The organism is Legionella lytica (genome assembly GCF_044626755.1).
In the GTDB taxonomy this organism is placed as follows: Bacteria; Pseudomonadota; Gammaproteobacteria; order Legionellales; family Legionellaceae; genus Legionella; species Legionella lytica_A.
Genome location: NZ_JBGORX010000005.1, coordinates 40289 through 58575 on the forward strand (window position 1 = coordinate 40289; position 18287 = coordinate 58575).

Genomic DNA, 18287 nt, shown 5'->3' on the forward strand with positions numbered 1-18287 from the left:
GTTTATTTTAATTTATTTATATAATTTAAACAATGCCGCACATTGCTCGAGAATTAACGAAGCGACTAATCGAGCTTTTATTCAACCCCCTGGCTTTAGGCTATACTTTCAAAACATAGCAGGACTCGTTAAATAAAAGAGACAAAACAATGAGCTTGAAAGGACATCATAAGTGGCTAATAGGACTAGCCGTTTTTCTGCTAGGTCTATTCTCTTTCTTAATGTGGAAGCATCTCCAGACCCCTGGGCTGGGAGATGATTTTGCCAGTGGCAATGGCCGTATTGAAGCCATTGAAGTCGACATTGCCACCAAAATTGCCGGCCGCATTAAACGCATTGATGTGGATGAAGGCGATTATGTCCACGCTGGCCAAGTACTGGCCGTTATGGATACCGACGTGCTTGAAGCCCAATTAAGGGAAGCACAGGCCAAATATGAAGAAGCCAAAAGTAATGTCATCAGTGCCAAGAATGAAGTAACCCAACGGCAAAGCGAAAAAAAAGCTGCTGTGGCCACGGTAGCCCAACGACAAGCCGAATTAAATTTGGCCAAAAACCGCTTAGCGCGCATAGAAAAACTGGCTGCCAAGGGACATGCCTCTCTCGATAATCTAGATGAAGCACGCGCTCAATTTTATGGGGCCCAAGCCGTTTTTGATGTGGCTAAGGCCCAAGTTGCAGAACGCGAAGCCACCATTGCCACGGCCGAGTCAAAAGTAAAAGGCGCGCAATCTTCGGTTGCAGCCGCTGCAGCAACTATTGAGCGTTTAAAAGCGGACATTAAAGACAGCACCTTGGTTGCTCCTCTTGATGGGCGCATTCAATTTCGTATTTCTCAACCCGGAGAAGTATTAAGTGCCGGAGGTAAGGTTTTAAATATGCTAGACCTTACCAATGTGTATATGATCTTTTTCCTGCCAACGGAACAAGCAGGCAAAATAGAGCTGGGCACTCCGGTGCATTTGGTGTTAGATGCCCTTCCTCAATACGTCATTCCAGCGAAGGTTACTTTTATTGCTGATGTAGCACAATTTACGCCTAAAACAGTAGAAACAGCCAATGAACGACAAAAATTAATGTTTCGTGTTAAGGCACGGATTGCCCCCGAGTTATTGCGTCAATACATCCGCGCCGTAAAAACCGGTTTACCCGGTATGGCTTATGTTCCCTTAACACCTGACAGTAAATGGCCAGCCAATTTACAAGCGAATCTACCCAATGAACCAGACCGATACCAAGCCGGTAATAAGCATTAAGGATGTCAGTTTATGGTATGGCAAAACCCAGGCTCTGCATCAGATTAGCCTGGAGCTTCCGGCTGGGAGTATCGTCGGATTTATTGGTCCTGATGGGGTAGGAAAATCCAGTTTATTTTCTTTAATTTCCGGTGCGCGTGAAATACAACAGGGAACGGTAGAGGTTTTGCAAGGCGATATGGGCAATACAATACATCGTGAGGCGGTATGCTCCCGTATTGCCTACATGCCTCAAGGATTAGGAAAAAATCTTTATCCAACTCTTTCCGTATTGGAGAATGTCGATTTTTTTGGGCGTCTATTTGGCCATGAGCGAGAAGTGCGCGAGCAATACATTCACAGTTTACTCGCCAATACAGGCTTGCTCGCATTTAAAGATCGCCCGGCCAGCAAACTATCAGGTGGAATGAAACAAAAATTAGGCCTATGTTGTGCCCTGATTCATTCCCCAGATCTATTGATTCTGGATGAGCCCACCACCGGTGTTGATCCTTTGTCACGGCGTCAATTTTGGGAATTAATTGATACCATTCGTCGCGATAAACCTACGATGAGTGTTCTGGTAGCGACAGCCTATATGGAAGAAGCAGCCCGTTTTGACAGCCTGGTAGCAATGAATGCAGGCACTATTCTGGCAACCGGCACTCGCGAGAGCTTATTAGCAGAAACACAAACCGACTCCTTGGAAAATGCCTTTATCGCTCTCCTTCCAACCTCGGAGCGCGAACGTCATCAAGAGGTCATGTTAACCCCTCGCCAGCAGTCAGCTCATCCCGAAATCGCCATTGAAGCGCAAAATTTAAGCAAACGATTTGGGGCCTTTATTGCAGTAGATAAAGTCAATTTTCGTATCGAGCGCGGGGAAATCTTTGGCTTTCTTGGCTCCAATGGCTGCGGAAAAACCACGGTAATGAAGATGCTCACCGGCTTATTGCCCGTTAGTGAGGGGAAAGTATGGTTATTTGGAAAAACCGTTGATGCCAATGACATGAATACCCGTCGGCAAATTGGCTATATGTCCCAATCCTTTTCGCTCTACACCGAATTGACCGTTTATCAAAATTTAGTATTACACGCCCAATTGTTTCATCTACCCAAAGAACGCATCAATACGCGTATTCAAGAATTAATCAATCGCTTTTATTTAGACGATATTATTAATGAATATCCTGACGCCCTACCCCTAGGGCATAAACAGCGCTTGTCATTAGCCGTGGCCGTACTGCACGAGCCAGAAATTTTAATCCTGGATGAACCCACATCGGGTGTTGATCCCATGGCACGTGACCTATTCTGGCAACTCATGATTGATTTAGCACGCCATGATCAGGTTACTATTTTTATATCAACTCATTTTATGAATGAAGCACAGCGATGCGATCGCATTTCCTTGATGCATGCTGGACGTGTGCTAGTCAGTAACACACCCGAAGAGTTGATTAAAAGCAAAAAAGCAGACAGTTTAGAAACCGCATTTATTAGTTATCTTGAAGCAGCAGTCGAAGCAGAGCAGAAAGTGAATGATACTTCAGGCGTAGCAGTGAACAGTACTTTTGTCATCGAAAAGAAAATCAACAATCATAAATTGTTTGATCCCAGACGAATGTTCAGTTACAGCCGTCGTGAAGCATTGGAACTGATACGTGAACCCATACGTGCAACCCTTGCATTTCTGGGGAGCGTTATTCTACTGTTCATTATGAGTTATGGGTTAAATTTGGATGTGGAAAATCTGAGTTTTGCCGTTTTAGATCGCGATCAAAGTACCACTAGCCAAAACTACATTTTAAACATCGCCAGCTCGCGTTATTTTAGTGAACAAGCGCCAATAACCGATTATGAGCAACTGGACCAACGCATGCGTTCGGGTGAATTAAATCTGGCCTTAGAAATACCGCAAGGTTTTGCACGAGACATAAAACGAGGAAAATCAGTTGAAATTGGTGCCTGGATCGAAGGTGTTATGCCCCAAAGAGCGGAGACTGCCAAAAATTATATTCAAGGACTGCATTTACATTGGCTTGCTAATAATTATCCTGAAGTCGCACAACAATCCACCTTATCTACATTTAACATTGAAACGCGGTTTCGCTACAATGCGGATGTCAAAAGCTTGCCGGCGATGGTCCCTGCCATTATCCCTTTATTACTCATGCTTATTCCATCTATGTTAACCGCCCTGTCTGTAGTGCGTGAAAAGGAATTAGGCTCTATTGTTAATTTATATGTTACCCCGGTAACCAAACTGGAGTTTTTACTGGGCAAGCTTTTACCTTATATCCTATTGGCCATGTTGAATTTTTTCTTACTGGTTGGCTTATCTGTATTCATATTACATGTTCCGATCACCGGAAGCTTTATTACCCTGACCTTAGCGGCCCTCATTTACGTGCTCATTGCCACCTCAATGGGCTTTCTAATTTCTATTTTCATGCGCAGTCAAATTGCAGCAATTTTTGGTACCTCTATTTTAACTATTCTTCCAGCAACGCAATTTTCGGGAATTCTTGAACCCGTATCATCACTGGAAGGAATGGGGGCTGTCATTGGGAAATTATATCCGGTCACCTATTTTCTCATTATTTCGCGGGGTGTTTTTTCCAAAGCACTCTCTTTTGCTTCCTTACATACCGCCTTCTTTTCCTTGTCACTGGCCGTACCTGTTTTATTGACACTGTGTTTGTTGCTATTAAAGAAACAGGAGCACTAACATGTCTGCAAGTACTATTTTTCATTTAGGTGTTAAAGAATTACGTAGCGTCTTACGCGACCCTATGATGATTGCCTTAATCATTTTTGCCTTTTCAATTTCAATCTATGTTGCCGCGACCGCACTTCCAGAAACTTTGAATAAAACACCCATCGCGATTGTTGATGAGGATAAATCAGCCCTATCTCAGCGGATAGAAGATGCCTTTTATCCACCGCAATTTGCCAAACCCGTCATGATTAATATGACCGATATGGATGCCGGCATGGACTCAGGAACCTACACCTTTACTCTGGATATTCCCCCCAATTTTCAACGCGATGTATTAGCCGGTCGCAGTCCCGCGATTCAACTGAATGTGGATGCAACCAGAATGGAACAAGCATTTGTGGGCGCCGGATATATTCAAACCATTCTCGGTATGGAGATTAACGAGTTTTTGCAACATTATCGCTCCGTCGCAAAGTACCCTGTTGATTTAGCTCTTCGCGTCCGCTTTAATCCCACCCTGACCAAGACCTGGTTTGGCGCGGTGATGGAAATTATTAATAATGTAACGATGCTCTCAATCATCCTAACGGGAGCAGCTTTGCTACGTGAGCGCGAACATGGAACGATTGAGCATCTATTAGTAATGCCGGTAACTCCTTTTGAAATTATGGCGAGTAAAATTTGGGCTATGGCATTAATTGTCTTGGTAGCGAGTACTTTTTCCCTCATCGTCGTCGTACGTAAAATTCTTGCGATCCCCATTGAAGGCTCCGTAACACTGTTTATGCTGGGTACAGCAATGAATTTATTTGCCACAACATCCATGGGGATATTCATGGGGACAATGACCCGTACCATGCCACAATTTGGTCTGTTATTGATGTTGATCATTCTGCCCTTGGATATGCTTTCTGGAGGAATGACCCCTAGGGAAAATATGCCCCTGCCTGTACAAAATATTATGTTGGCCGCCCCAACCACTCATTTTGTTATGCTCGCTCAATCGGTTCTATTCCGCGGGGCCGGTTTGGATACGGTATGGCCACAGCTTGCAGCCCTTGCCTTAATTGGCGCGGTGTTTTTCTATGTCACACTACATTATTTCCGTAAAGCAATTAATTTTTTATGAGCGGGCTAATTCTCATTGATTATGAGGTCTATCACTCTGATAGGCCTTTGAAAAATTGCATCCATTAATGAAATACCTATAAAAAATGCTAATGCCCAGCACATACTTTTAGGCATTGGACCACTATCCAATCCACCAATTAAATTTTTCAAAATTTTACTGGGAAAATACCTCCATCTTATGGATAATTGCGCAGTAATTTTTTCAGGGTGCGCTTATGAAGAACAACAGGCATAGTTTTTGAAATTGAAAATTACAGAAAGTGCAATTAGAGGAACAGATGAAGGGGTTTGTTTCTACGCTGTTTGATTTTAAAAGGATGTACTAAATTGATAAATAACACTTTTTGCAATAAGAAGAAAGTGGTCCTCTCTGTAAATGCTTCGTGTAAATCTCCGCTATTTAGCTTGACGCCGCTCTTAAAAATGCTGTTTGCATGTATCCTGGCTGGTGTATCCACGCAAATCAACGCGGAAACGGAAAAAAAAGCTAATGAGCCGCCCAAAGAAACGATCAGTAAAAAGATTTGGTCTGATAAAAAATTTCATCTGGGTCAAATAACAATTACCCCTGGCGGTTTCTTTGCGGGTGAAGGCGTTTGGCGTTCGCGTAATATCATGACCGATATGGGCTCCAACTTTGCCGCGATTCCAACCCTAAATTTGCCTCAAGCTTATATGAAGGAATTTCGTTTATCTGCTCGTCAAAGCCGTCTTTCTGCATTAGCTGAGAGCAATATTAACCCCCAAACGCTCATTTCAGGTTATGTTGAAACAGACTTCTTAGGAAATGGTACGGGTAACTCAAATGAGAGTAACTCATTTGACTTACGAATCCGTCAATTCTATGCCAATATCGATTGGAGCCTGCCGGGATGGCATCTTCTTGCAGGACAAGCCTGGACACTCATGACCTTAAATAATGATGGTATTACACCCCGGCATGAAGTGCTGCCCCCCACCATAGATGCCCAGTACGTTGTCGGTTTTCTCTGGAAACGCCAGCCTCAAGTTCGATTGACCAAAAATTTTGGGCAGCGATTCTGGGCTGCGGTATCCGCTGAAAATGCACAAACCCTATTCGGTGGAACTCCAGCATGTGTTCCTGCCCCCGCAGGAGTTGGCCCAGCTTTTAATGGAATTAGCAATATTTTCTGTAGTGCTCCTGGAATCCAGTTCTTACCAGTAGCAAACGCGTTCTCCTTTAACCATGCTCCTGATGTGGTAGGAAAATTAGCTTATCAAGATACGCTCAATAATCATAAAGTCCATTTGGAAGTATTTGGTATCTACCGTGATTTTTATGATCGGGTGTATTACACCGATGGCACAAAAACCAATATAAATACCACGGGATATGGTGCTGGAATAGGCACATTCATTGAAATTATTCCCAAGAAATTGGATGTTCAGGGTAGTGCGCTTTTAGGTAGTGGAATCGGCAGTTATTCGTCAGGTGTATTACCCGATGTAACCTTTGCTCAAAACGGCTCATTGAAGCCAATTGATGAATTCACCATCATGGCAGGAATTACCGCACACGTCACTCGAGCACTTGATGTCTATGTTTTTGGTGGTCAAGAACGCCAAAAAGCGACTTATTTTTATTCCCCTTCGCCAACTAATAATTTCTTTGGCTTAGGTATTCCTAACGCAAATAACTCAGGTTGTAGCACTGAAGGAGGCATTTGCGCAGGAAATACCAAAGAATTATGGCAAGTAACTACTGGCTTATGGGATAAAATCTATGATGGAGCATACGGTCAATTTAGAGCCGGCTTACAATATTCCTATACGAAGAGAATTCTATTCGCAGGCACTGACGCACACCAAGACGGTGTCCCTATTGGAAAAGCGGTAGGCGGTCAAACCAATGACAATATGCTATTTTTCAGCTTACGCTATTTCCCCTTCGAAAACAGTGCAGCAGCACCTGCTCCTATGAAATAGCCGCTTCGGCTATTTCATATCAATTTGATAAACCTTTAGAAACGATGAGCCATCCTCTGTCATTCAGTGGAAATGTCATTCCTTCAGCAGATTCACGAATGAGATGTCGTGAGCAGTCGAGTTAATAATCTCCTTTTGAAACAAAGTCAATAATATTGGTCTATAATTAAACTCTAAATAAGGCTCACGGAGGATGTCATGAAATATTTTATTGCCTGGTTATTAGGTGTTCCCATCAGTATTCTCATTCTTGTGTGGTTATTTGCCCGTATTTTTTAATGGTGTGAGCAAAACTATTTGCTCTGCACAACTTAGTTGTCTCACAAACACGAAGGAGTAATTTTATGAACAAGGATATATTTGAAGGAAAGTGGGAAGAAGTAAAAGGAAAAATGAAACAAGCGTGGGGAAAGCTCACCGATGATGACTACAAAGAAATTGAAGGAAATCATCAGGAGGTTTATGGAAAATTACAAAAACATTACGGTTATACCAAAGAGGAAGCGCAGAAAATAGTTAAAGATTTTCAGGACAAATAACGCTATATATTAAGGATAATTAAGGAGCAACAAAATGAAAAAATTAATAATAGTTTTGCTTGTACTAGGAACTTCCACCGTATTTGCAGCGTCAAGCACAGACGTTACCAAAAATTGGGTATGCACCACCAATGCGAGCAGCAGTGATGTAGCTACAGAGAAGGCTGCCGATGAAGAAATGGAAAAACACCATGCTTCAGCCGCATCAAGTTTTGACCTTGCTGTTAAAAACTGCCGCGATTGCACAAAAATAACCTGTGAAGTAAAAGAATAAGCCAATTTATTCTATCAAGGAGGATTAAAATGGAAAATCATAATGTAGTAAAAGCCAGTGAGATCACTGGTGTAAAAGTCCAGAATACTGCTGGAGAAGATATCGGCGATATTAACGAAGTTGTTCTCGATAAAATATCAGGACAAGTTAATTATCTGGTTTTAGATTTTGGTGGGTTCCTTGGTTTTGGAAATAAATTCTTTGCGGTACCTTGGAATGCATTTTCCTACGACAAGGAGGACGATTGCTTTATTTTAAATGTGGATAAAGATCGTTTAAAAAATGCCCCCGGGTTTGATAAGGAACATTGGCCTAATTTCGCCGATCGTAATGTAACCGAGTCAATTACTAAATATTACCAAATATAACGGAACGTTGATTGCTCCTCAGGAGCAATCAACTCGACCTACGGAGGTCAATATGTTAAGTACTGTATTGATAATTATATTAATTTTACTGCTCATAGGAGGTCTCCCCAGGTGGAATTACAGTAAAGACTGGGGTTATGGACCTAGTGGTTTAGTTGGAACACTCCTGATTATTTTACTTATTTTAGCTTTATTGGGCCGTATTTAAAAAAGAGATAGCATTTGTGCGTTCCATTTGGAGTAACTAATTATTAGGGTCTTTAGGAGATTGAAATCATGGACAACTTTAATCATTTTGCAGATAAATTAAAAGAGAATGCCGAAGACACGCTCGAAAAAGTAAAAGATAAGGCGGAAGACATCAGTGATTCGGTAAAAAAACAGGCCTGTGGCGTTCAAAAAAATTTAGAATGTAATTACGAAGAATTGGTTAGTCAAATCAAAGATAAACCCATTCAATCTGTTCTTATTGCAGCAGGAGTTGGTTATCTAATTTCAAAATTTATAAAATAGCGACAGTTCCCCTCAGTGCCTTATTTGCTTACAAATAAGGCCAAACCCTCTCACTTACAATTCGGTAGCTACTTAATATCACTCAGGGAATCAATTAACTATAATTCATCAAAAATAATAAGGAAATTTAATGTTTAGTTATACGCTTTTTGATCTACTCGAGGACATCTATAGTACATACTGGTATCTCCGAAACAAACAATGGGCACGTTATGTGTCTCCTTTATTGCTGTTTTGGGATAAAAATTACTTTTTAGATTTTTCCGATCTGCAAGAACTGGCAAAAGAACGTAATTTGATACTTAGTGAAGGGGATTTTAATCAACTTCAAAATCATTTTGATAAAGTTGAGAACAATTTTTTACATAGACAAGCCTTAACATCCCCTTTAAATATTTCAAAAATTAAATCGCGTGTAAAAGGTGCTTGGTTATACCTATATGTTGACTCAAATCAAAGAGTACACGATTTTTATTTTAGTAAAAATGACGATTTTGACAGTGCTCAAGTGTTTTTCCAAAACTCACTTGCAGCAAACGGTTTACCGAATAAAATAAATTTTCTTTTGGGCGAGAAAGTAACACGGATCAGAAATAAATTTGATGTTATCAAGAATAATCCTGATATAGATATTTTTTAAATTATGCTGGCGAAAAAAGTTACTTTATAATTCAATTTCTTAAAGTTAGTAAGGATTTGGATTATTGTATATGAAAAAATATTTATTTTGGTTTACTATCCTCTTTGCCTCCCATACATTCAGTAATACTCAAGCGATTTTAAGTGTTGCCAAGAATCAATCTAATGCTTTGTGCAGTAATTTAAATTTGAACTGTGTCACCAATATCACTCTGGAGGGATGCAGTGCGACCCCCGGCTCCATCACCATTAAAAATAATTCCTCTATTCCCGCAAGAAATATTAAAGCCAGCTCTACACATTCAAATTTTCTGCACTATGTGGTGCAACATAATGGCTGCCCTTCACTCTTAGCCCCACATGGCCAATGCACCATCTCCTTTGCAACAAACACGAATATTGCTTTTTATATAAGCAATGTTTTAGTGAAAGGAAGCAACACCTCCTCTTTATTTTTTAATCTTAATGCGTTTTTATGCTCGATGCCCCACACGGTAGGAGGCAATGTATCAGGGCTTCAAGGTACGGTAGTATTGCAGAATAACGGCACTGAATTAATCACGCTCAATGCGGACGGGTCATTTACTTTTCCTACTCCCATTCTCGAGGGCTCACCTTATTCAGTCACAGTCAGCTCCCAGCCCGTAAACCAAGTATGTACCGTAACGAATGGCAGTGACACTATGGGTGCGTCTAATGTGACGGATGTACAGGTGAACTGTGTAACCAATAGCACTACTTTATCAACAAGTGTCAGTGACTTAGCCTTGAGTGTCACAGGACTTACGGAGTATGGGGTCGGGGGAACACCCGATTCTGGGACACAACGAATACTCACCATTACAAATACAGGGAGCATACCCGCCATTAATTTTAGTGTCTCAATCCCTTCATGGCCTACAGGGACTGTTTCGAGTACAACGAATTGCAACGCGCCTTTACTCCCGGGGGCCATTTGTACTATTACTATCACCCCAGGAGCAACAGCCAGCTCAGATGGGAGTAGTCCCTGTTCAGACACAGGGACCCCCCCTCTTCCCAGTGTAATTACCGCTCAAGCAGCTAATGCAACGCCAGTAAGCAGCAATGTGGTTGTGTTAAATTACGGCTGTATTTATCAAGATGGGTATGTTTTTGCTTTTGATGATACGACGGCCAATACCACCAGTGTAGGAGGTAAAGTAGCCGCTCTTGCCGATGAATCAACACCCTTGGAGTGGTCTATAACCGACAGTGACACTGGTGCAACAGATAGTGCAAATGGCGAAGCCAACACCGAATTGCTCGCCAGTCCACCCGGAGACTTTCCTGCCGCTCAGGGGTGCCTAAATAAAGAAACACCTCAGGCAAACAACTGGTATTTACCCGCGATTTGTGAATTCGGATATGATGCTTTATCGCTTGGTTCTGGTTGTGGGACCCAGACGCTCCCATTAATCCAGAACATATATTCAAGTTTAGCCCCTAATAATATAGGAAACTTCTCCACTACCTCATTTTATTGGACCTCAACTGAGATAGATACTTCAAGCGCCAGAGTGGAGAGTTTTCCTTTGGGAGGGCAGGGACTTATTAGCAAGATTAATGCGGTAGCAGTTCGCTGTGTACGGACCATGTAACATTTATTTCGCAATCACAAGTATCTAACAATTTGATACGTCCCCTTGTCTACCATGTTACTTACGGCAGACAAGGAGGCCGCTTTTTTCAACCCGCTACGTTTATGGAGATGACTGACTATGTATAGGTCCTTCATCCACTTTGGTTTCCGAAGTAGGAGCCACGGGGGGAAAGAAACCAAGTTGAGTTTGGGTTCCGGCACTTGGAAGAGCTGTAGACTTGGCTTGTTGCGCTACGACCAACTGATTTATGGCATTTTGCAGCAGCGTGTCTACATCATCAATAATACGTCAGATCTTGGTTAAATAATTTTTATATGGGCAAAACTTCTCCTAATGGATTGCAATAGAATGTTACCCGTTAAATCTTTCACTTCATTGCTCCCAAGCAAAATGTTCTTCAAAGCTTCTACATCCTCAGCTTGGACTAAAGATGCAAAAGAGTCGTACCGTTGTCATCAAGTTTCTCCAAGGTGAGGAATCGTTCATGTTCACTCATGGATTCGAGCATACTGGTTAATATTTTCATATCATTAGGGTTTAACATGATGAGCATTTCCTTGATTGACGACAGCGAGCAGAGCATAACATTGGAGCGTTCTTAATTCACATCTTGAGAGGAAATCAAATTTCAACCTTTATCCGCAATAAACCATCTATTTATAGTTTCCTTAGATGCTTTTTCCTACGACCAAGCAAAAGACAAACCTAAAACAACTACCGAATAAAGAAACTCGTTGAAAAAATCGACAATAGCGAATAAATACACTAAATTATTCATCCTAATTCTTTGGGAGTGATTATGTCCGCACACGAGCAAGTGATGCAGAAAATGCAGGAAATGGCAACCTTTTTTTCTGCACAAAATATTAGCCTGGATTTACCTCCACAATCGAATCTGACCTTGGGAACAATCTATACTGAGATTGAATTGGGCAAAATGATTAGCGCAACAATCCCATTTAATACCCAGTTTATGAATCCAATTCGCGTTTTTCAAGGAGGCTTTTTAAGTGCCGCCTTTGATGAAGTGTTTGGGCCTTTATCTTATATGGCGGCCTCAAGGCCTGTAGTAACTCTTGAATTAAATACTACCTTTATCCGCCCCTTTGTAGCAAAAGATGAGTTTATTCATTTACGTGCCGAACTAATCGCGCAATCGAGGACATTAATCATTATGCGTGCCGAGGCAAAAACCAAGGCCGGAAAATTAGTTGCCACCGCCACCAGTAATTCCTTGGTATTAACGGAGGAACATTTGCAGCAAATGCGAACTACCTAACCTAACGTGCCGTCATTTAGCTGGCAATTGCTACGTGCCAAACTCCGAGACAGCCAGGTGCATTCGATACTTAAGTTCTGAGTTATTGGCGAGGATATTCATAAGTTCGCTCGAATTGATAAAGGGTAATTCCTTAATGTATATTTTTGTCAGTTGCGTCTCAGGCAACAGACAAAGGCTATTTTCTAACTCATGCAACCAATCGTGATAAAGCTCATTAAAATTACCTAAATATTCTTTTAAAGCCTCAAATAGAAAATGAGTGGCTGCAGCCTTGGAATGTACCGTGGAACTTTGTGTTTCTTGCAGTACCCTCAGGGTAACAAGAATATTGAAACTGGCTTTTAACAGAGCTTCAGTAAGTGGCCACAAACCCTCTTGCAAGGGGAATTTCGTTTCATTTTCTGGAGAACAAACTGGGCGTAAATCCGCTTTAAAGGAAAATAAATCACGATATAAATAACTATTTGGATGTGGTAATTTTGCAATTTTAGTTTTAGCGACTGTACTCACACCCTCTATTCGCTCAACTTGCCGTAATAGATTCTCCACATAATGATTAAATTGAGTGGCCAGTTGCCCCCGGTCGATGTTATTAAAATCAAAAATACTTTGTTCATCAGCTAAGGAAATGGTATTTAACCAAAGATTCATTTGTTCAGCAAAAGAAATAGCCTGGCTTAAAGATAATCCAACAGTAATGGGGGTACTTTCCTGGTAATCTTGTTGATTTGGCTCGCTTGGAGGATGTGTAAAATCTGCTAAAGCCGTCATTTTATTTAATCGCTGCAGTAAAATCTCAGCTAAATCCTCAGAAAATTGTTGATAATCCCCCTGCTCACCAAAGCTTATGTTCTTAAAAGACTCGATATATAAATATTTAGCCAATTGCTCTTTAATATCATTATCCACTAGGTCCGCCGGTAATTTACCTAAAATGCTATTAATCATGCTGACCAGTGTTTCTTTATTAATTTTTTCGCGAAACTGTTTGGCATGAGTAGCAATAGCGGGGAAAAGCCCTTTGATGCGTTTGTAGTTTAAAAAATATCCTTTCGTATATCCTTTGTGATTAAAAAATCCTTGATATTCATAAGGATAAAAAAGATCCTCATTATTCCTTTTATGTCCGTAATAACGAAATGCCGCACCCCAATCAATACGGGCAAATTGAATAAAAGATCTTTCTCTTGATGATAAGAGCTCTAAACAAACGACATTGCCACTGTGTACACTATGGTCGCCGAGTAATAATGAACACATTAATGCGATGGCCAAACCATAATAGTGCTTAAATTGAGTAAGTAGTAAGTAGGAATGTGGGCCATAAAACATCTCCCAGAGGGGGCTTCGGTCGGAATCGTCATAATAGCCCGTCCCAATTACTTTATATAATTCCTGAAATTCAACCTTAGGTTGAATAAGTCCATAACTCCCATCGTCGAACTGAATTAATTGGGCACAAATCAGTGAGGCATGATGTATTTTTTCAATAAAACCGCGGCTCTTAAACTCTTCCAACAGTAAGCCTGCAAAGAGTTCCGTGAATAACTCTCGAGTATCCTGTGGTTTTTTTACAAAATACTCAATCCCCTCACTATCAGCATAAAAACCATCTACATCATTGCGATTTTTACCAGCCTCTTTATTTTTGACCTTAGTGAGCGTTTTTCCTTGATAAATCAGCATCTTTAGCTCAAGCAAATCCATTTACACCTATTTTTATCATTTTTAAAATTTATAAGAAAGAGGGCATTGCCAACTTGAGTGGGATATACGAGAGAACCGTGCTGCTATGAAAAGTTAGTATAATCAATCTGAAAAACAAACTATTTTAAATAATTTTATAGACTCCCCGCACTAAATCGCCCAAAATAGCCTCGTTTTGCGCTTGGGAAAAATTTGCGACAAAACGTCTACTTAACTCAAATTATTAGTTTCAATGGATGAATTATGACCAAGTATATAAGAAATATAAGCGCGGTGTTGCTCATGTTGACATGTCAAGTCTTATTAGCAGGTGGGGGTAGTGGTCTGCTTTTTAATGTTTCAGCAACAGGTACGCCTGCCGATGTGGAAATTACTCTCTGCCTCAATGGAAGAGGAGCTTTATCATGTCAAAACTATAATGTGTCTGCCTTAAGCTTAAATATATGCGCCGTACCCAAACACTCCTATCCGAATGCGGGGATTAAAGTGAACACGCCAGATTACAAAATAGGTAATTTAGGCATGGATTGTGTGCCCATGGGTAATGGTTATTGTTTATTTCCAGTCAGCAATACCGCGTGCAGAAATATTTCAGTAGTTGCGAATACGCCGCTGACGATTTCTCCGGCAAACCTGCCACCCGCGCCTCTCAATGGCACTTATAACCAAACCATTATTGCCAGTGATGGCACTGCCCCATATACCTATGCGGTTATTTCTGGCTCATTACCAACCGGCCTTAGTTTAAATACCTCGACTGGGCAAATATCAGGCACATCTACGACGGCCGGAACCTTCTCATTCACGATTGGGGCAACTGATGCCAATGCCAATACAGGTTCCCGAAGCTATTCTGTTACGGTTTCAACCTCAGTATGCATAAACAGCACAACAGCCCTGCCTTTTGATCTAGATGTTGATTTTACAGGAATAAGGTCTGTAACTTGTGGTTTACCAGGTCCCAATCCAGGCCGTTATAAACTGTTTCAATATAGCGGTAGTGCATGCAACGGAGGACAATTAAAAGCAAGCACCTGTGGCCAAACAACTATGGACAGCCAGCTATCCATATTTCAATCACAACAACCTCCTTTCGGAGTCTGTATAGCAAGTGATGATGATGGTTGCGGTCTTCAAAGCGAGGTTACCTGGAGTGCCAATGGAGAATTTGATATTGTCATAAATGGATATAACGGAGCAACTGGTAGTGGTTCTATAATTGTAACCTGCACTTGCTAAATTAGGATTTTGCCGCAAAACTAGTTTTGCGGCAAAATCAATAGAGTTGTCTTGTTTCTAAATTACTAAACCCCTTAGAATCAGTCATACTCATCGATGAGTATTCCTTCTTCACGCTCAGTGATAGGGCCTACTCTCCACGCACAATCAAGGAGCAGCTCCCCTGAATCTCATAAAAACTTGACTTTTTGTTTAATCTGCTGCGATGATGTGGTTTATATTTAATCGTTGATATGTTCTAAAATGAACCTAATACGCGTACAACACATGATGATAATGCGCTGCCTGGACACTGTTGTCGAGGTTGGGCGGAATTATTTGTAAACAGCGCGAACAAACTAATCCACACCAACACCAGTGTCCAGGTTTTCGGATATCTGGTTTTCCTATCTAAACCAAAACACAGCGCTTCATTAATAAATGAAGGTCATTATCATGAGCAAATTTAAATGGGCAACAGACGGTTTTTTTACTCGCTCTATTAATCAAAAAAATAAATTAAAACAATTAGATGCCTCTTTTAAAAAAGTCATCCACAGTGAACTTGTGGAGGGTTTTCCACCCGGGATTTGCATCAATGAATATCATAGCCATCAATTTCCTAAAGAATTTTTGATTGCTAATATTCCCTATTTTAAGCGTATTGGCATCGAAACCTTATTCTTTGAGTTTGCCAACGATGAAAATCAACTTCTCTTTGATCAATCACTAGAAAGTAATGGCTCAGTCGCTATAAGCTCTGGATTAATACATGGTGATGAGAGTACAAGAGCCGTAGTGACCGCAGCACTCCAAGCAGGAATTAGAGTAGTTGCCCTAGACTGTAAAAAAGCCCGGGAAGGAAGCCCTGAATATTTTAGGCATCCTACCCAAGAAGACTGGGATGAGTTTTACGAACGACGGGATTCACTCTTTGATGAAAACACACGTAGGATATTTCTTAAGGAGCACCAATCCAAGCCCTATCTTTTTTATTCGGGACTTGCACATGCGAATAACCACCATGGATTTCCAAGCTTTTTCCCTGGCGCAAAACTGAGTCTATTGTTATCCGATGATGATTTTGATTTTCAAGTGGATGGGATAAAACAACACCTGCATGTGGATGAGATTATATTCAATCAGGATCTTGGGAGATATTATTTTCTTGCCACTCAAAGCCCTAATAATCAAACAGTTAGATGTCTAAATGATGCCCTAGCTGAGGGATACTTAGATGAAGACCAAGCCAGCTTTTTGATTTGAAGTAAACCCGAGCTCGGAGCTACCTCTCTTCGTTCACAATGGGGTTGGTTTACCTCACCGTACTAGGCTTTCACAAGCATAAAAGCCTAGTACGGCATTGGCAACTCATGGCATTTACTTTTTAATCCCTAGTGCGGACATAATGGCACGCGTCCAATCACGTACTAATTGACGTACTACTTGTCGAAACAAGGTGCTCTTAGTCACCGCTTTAAATAGCTCGGCGGCGCGTGAATCATTTTCGATATCGGGTTCAGAGATGCTTTGCTCTGTCTGGGTAGCTTTTTGCGCGGTTAAGATATCCTTAGCGGAGTTTCTTTGTTGTTTTTGATGGTATCGAGTATATAAAGTAGAGCTACCCACAACCTGCTGTAGTTCTTGCTCAGTTATGACTCCCATTCGTGATTCAGGAGCTCTTATCATGCATTGGATTAAAGGTGTAGGCTGGCCTTTAGCATCTAATCCACTGACCAGTGCCTCCCCTATTCCCAGTGCGGTTAATAACTGCTCGGTTTTATAATAAGCGGACAGTGGAAAGTTTTGAGCCACCAGTTTCATTGCAGTCCTATCTTTCGCCGTAAATGCACGTAAAGCATGTTGTATTTTTAAGCCGAGCTGGCTCAAAATATTTTCCGGAATATCATTGGGGCTTTGAGTGCAGAATATAATGCCAATTCCTTTCGAACGAATTAATTTGACTACAGTGTCTAACAGGCCTAATAAAGCTTTGTTCGCGTTACGAAAAATTAAGTGTGCTTCATCTATAAACAGCACTAATTTGGGCTTTTCAGGATCCCCTAACTCCGGCATTGCGCGATAAACATCCGATAATAACTTCAGCATAAATGTGGAAAATAATTTAGGCTTATCTTGCATATCTAACAAGCGCAAAATGGAAATCACGCCTAGACCTTGCCCATTTATATTTAATAAATCCTGTACATTAAACGCAGGCTCACCAAAGAAATCGCCACCGCCCTGCGCCTCTAACTCTACAATTTTACGCATAATGGTGCCCGTTGATGAAGCGGCAACTGAACCATAACTGGCTTCAATTTTGGCATTTCCTTCCTTCGTTTGTACAAATTGTAATAGGCATTTAACATCGGCTAAATCAATAAGGGGTAGATTTTCTTGCTTGGCGTATTGAAATAAGATAGCAATAACCCCTTCTTGGGTGTCATTTACATCCAGCATTCGAGAAAACAGGACAGAACCAAAACTTTCTACAGTAGCGCGTAATGGAACTCCCGCAGATGACTCATTCAAGGTCAAAAACTCGACCGGATAACCTCTAGGAGTGTAGGATAAGTTTAGCGAATGGCTTCTTGCTTCCAGTGTATCGCTCATTTGCCCTGGCATTGCTATTCCGGACACATCTCCTTTGATGTCCATTACCAAACTAGGCACCCCTGCTAAGGACAGTTGTTCACTTAAAACTTGAATGGTTTTTGTTTTCCCACTGCCCGTTGCACCAGCAATAAGACCGTGTCGATTTAATGATTTTAAAACCAAAAATACAGGGGCATCGGAAATTAATTTATTATCCACGATAATTCCACCTAATTGCAGTGCCGGTGTATCGGTTACTTTATAAGGCGCACGCAAGTCATCGTACATGATTTTTTCCTTCCATAAGCAATAGCTTAAGTATAATCCTTAATTATTTTTCTTGCCTCATCTGTCTTATTTTAATTGTTAGCGCGGAGGATTTGCAGTCACCCTCCACGATCAGAATTGCATTGAGGCCGGACCATCCGTTAGTTACGGGGTAGAGTCGGTACGAGTGAGTTCTGTTGCGCAGCGTTCATTTTGTTATGCTTC

The 18287-nt window shown here is 41.2% G+C and carries 16 protein-coding genes; 14 read left to right on the forward strand and 2 right to left on the reverse strand.

All coding sequences use genetic code 11. The annotated features are described in order from the left end of the window. Positions 1-149 precede the first annotated feature (149 nt). From ACD661_RS11930 to ACD661_RS11985, 12 genes are all read left to right on the forward strand, one after another. Positions 150-1256: an HlyD family secretion protein gene (locus ACD661_RS11930; protein WP_400188090.1), complete on the forward strand. Its 1107-nt coding sequence runs from the start codon at positions 150-152 to the stop codon at positions 1254-1256. Continuing rightward, on the forward strand, positions 1219-3966 hold the full coding sequence (rbbA, locus tag ACD661_RS11935; RefSeq protein ID WP_400188091.1) for a ribosome-associated ATPase/putative transporter RbbA: 2748 nt from the start codon (positions 1219-1221) through the stop codon (positions 3964-3966). The genes ACD661_RS11930 and rbbA overlap by 38 nt, the downstream gene beginning before the upstream one ends. Before the next feature lies 1 nt (position 3967). Further along, the gene (locus tag ACD661_RS11940) at positions 3968-5086 is read left to right on the forward strand and encodes an ABC-2 transporter permease (protein ID WP_400188092.1); all 1119 of its coding nucleotides are present in this window, start codon (positions 3968-3970) and stop codon (positions 5084-5086) included. A 329-nt stretch (positions 5087-5415) separates the two neighbouring features. After that, a complete protein-coding gene (locus ACD661_RS11945; RefSeq protein WP_400188093.1) occupies positions 5416-7035 on the forward strand; it encodes a hypothetical protein in 1620 nt (539 codons plus the stop codon). A gap of 344 nt (positions 7036-7379) precedes the next feature. Continuing rightward, on the forward strand, positions 7380-7574 hold the full coding sequence (locus ACD661_RS11950; protein ID WP_400188094.1) for a CsbD family protein: 195 nt from the start codon (positions 7380-7382) through the stop codon (positions 7572-7574). 34 nt (positions 7575-7608) lie between these two features. Next, on the forward strand, positions 7609-7848 hold the full coding sequence (locus tag ACD661_RS11955) for a hypothetical protein (RefSeq protein WP_400188095.1): 240 nt from the start codon (positions 7609-7611) through the stop codon (positions 7846-7848). Positions 7849-7877: 29 nt separating this feature from the next. Then, the gene (locus ACD661_RS11960; RefSeq protein ID WP_400188096.1) at positions 7878-8216 is read left to right on the forward strand and encodes a PRC-barrel domain-containing protein; all 339 of its coding nucleotides are present in this window, start codon (positions 7878-7880) and stop codon (positions 8214-8216) included. A 52-nt stretch (positions 8217-8268) separates the two neighbouring features. Next, on the forward strand, positions 8269-8424 hold the full coding sequence (locus ACD661_RS11965; RefSeq protein ID WP_400188097.1) for a DUF3309 family protein: 156 nt from the start codon (positions 8269-8271) through the stop codon (positions 8422-8424). Between the two features lie 68 nt (positions 8425-8492). Beyond that, entirely contained in the window at positions 8493-8729 is a 237-nt protein-coding gene (locus tag ACD661_RS11970; RefSeq protein ID WP_400188098.1) for an ElaB/YgaM/YqjD family protein, read from the forward strand. Positions 8730-8943: 214 nt separating this feature from the next. Continuing rightward, positions 8944-9369 (forward strand): hypothetical protein, encoded by a 426-nt coding sequence (locus tag ACD661_RS11975; RefSeq protein ID WP_400188099.1) that lies wholly within the window; start codon positions 8944-8946, stop codon positions 9367-9369. A 70-nt stretch (positions 9370-9439) separates the two neighbouring features. Beyond that, positions 9440-10987 carry a hypothetical protein gene (locus ACD661_RS11980; protein ID WP_400188100.1) on the forward strand — a complete coding sequence of 516 codons (1548 nt, stop codon included), beginning with the start codon at positions 9440-9442 and terminating at the stop codon, positions 10985-10987. 802 nt (positions 10988-11789) lie between these two features. Next, positions 11790-12269 carry a PaaI family thioesterase gene (locus ACD661_RS11985; RefSeq protein ID WP_400188101.1) on the forward strand — a complete coding sequence of 160 codons (480 nt, stop codon included), beginning with the start codon at positions 11790-11792 and terminating at the stop codon, positions 12267-12269. Between the two features lie 30 nt (positions 12270-12299). Here the strand turns inward: ACD661_RS11985 and ACD661_RS11990 are convergent, their stop codons facing one another. Continuing rightward, positions 12300-13979, reverse strand: a complete 1680-nt coding sequence (locus ACD661_RS11990) for a hypothetical protein (protein ID WP_400188102.1) — start codon at positions 13977-13979, stop codon at positions 12300-12302. A 243-nt stretch (positions 13980-14222) separates the two neighbouring features. On the opposite strand from ACD661_RS11990, the gene ACD661_RS11995 reads away from it, so the two are divergent. Next, positions 14223-15218, forward strand: a complete 996-nt coding sequence (locus ACD661_RS11995; protein WP_400188103.1) for an Ig domain-containing protein — start codon at positions 14223-14225, stop codon at positions 15216-15218. A gap of 435 nt (positions 15219-15653) precedes the next feature. After that, positions 15654-16463: a TraB/GumN family protein gene (locus ACD661_RS12000; RefSeq protein ID WP_400188104.1), complete on the forward strand. Its 810-nt coding sequence runs from the start codon at positions 15654-15656 to the stop codon at positions 16461-16463. A 114-nt stretch (positions 16464-16577) separates the two neighbouring features. Here the strand turns inward: ACD661_RS12000 and ACD661_RS12005 are convergent, their stop codons facing one another. Next, positions 16578-18083 (reverse strand): helicase HerA-like domain-containing protein, encoded by a 1506-nt coding sequence (locus ACD661_RS12005; RefSeq protein ID WP_400188105.1) that lies wholly within the window; start codon positions 18081-18083, stop codon positions 16578-16580. Between the last annotated feature and the right edge of the window lie 204 nt (positions 18084-18287).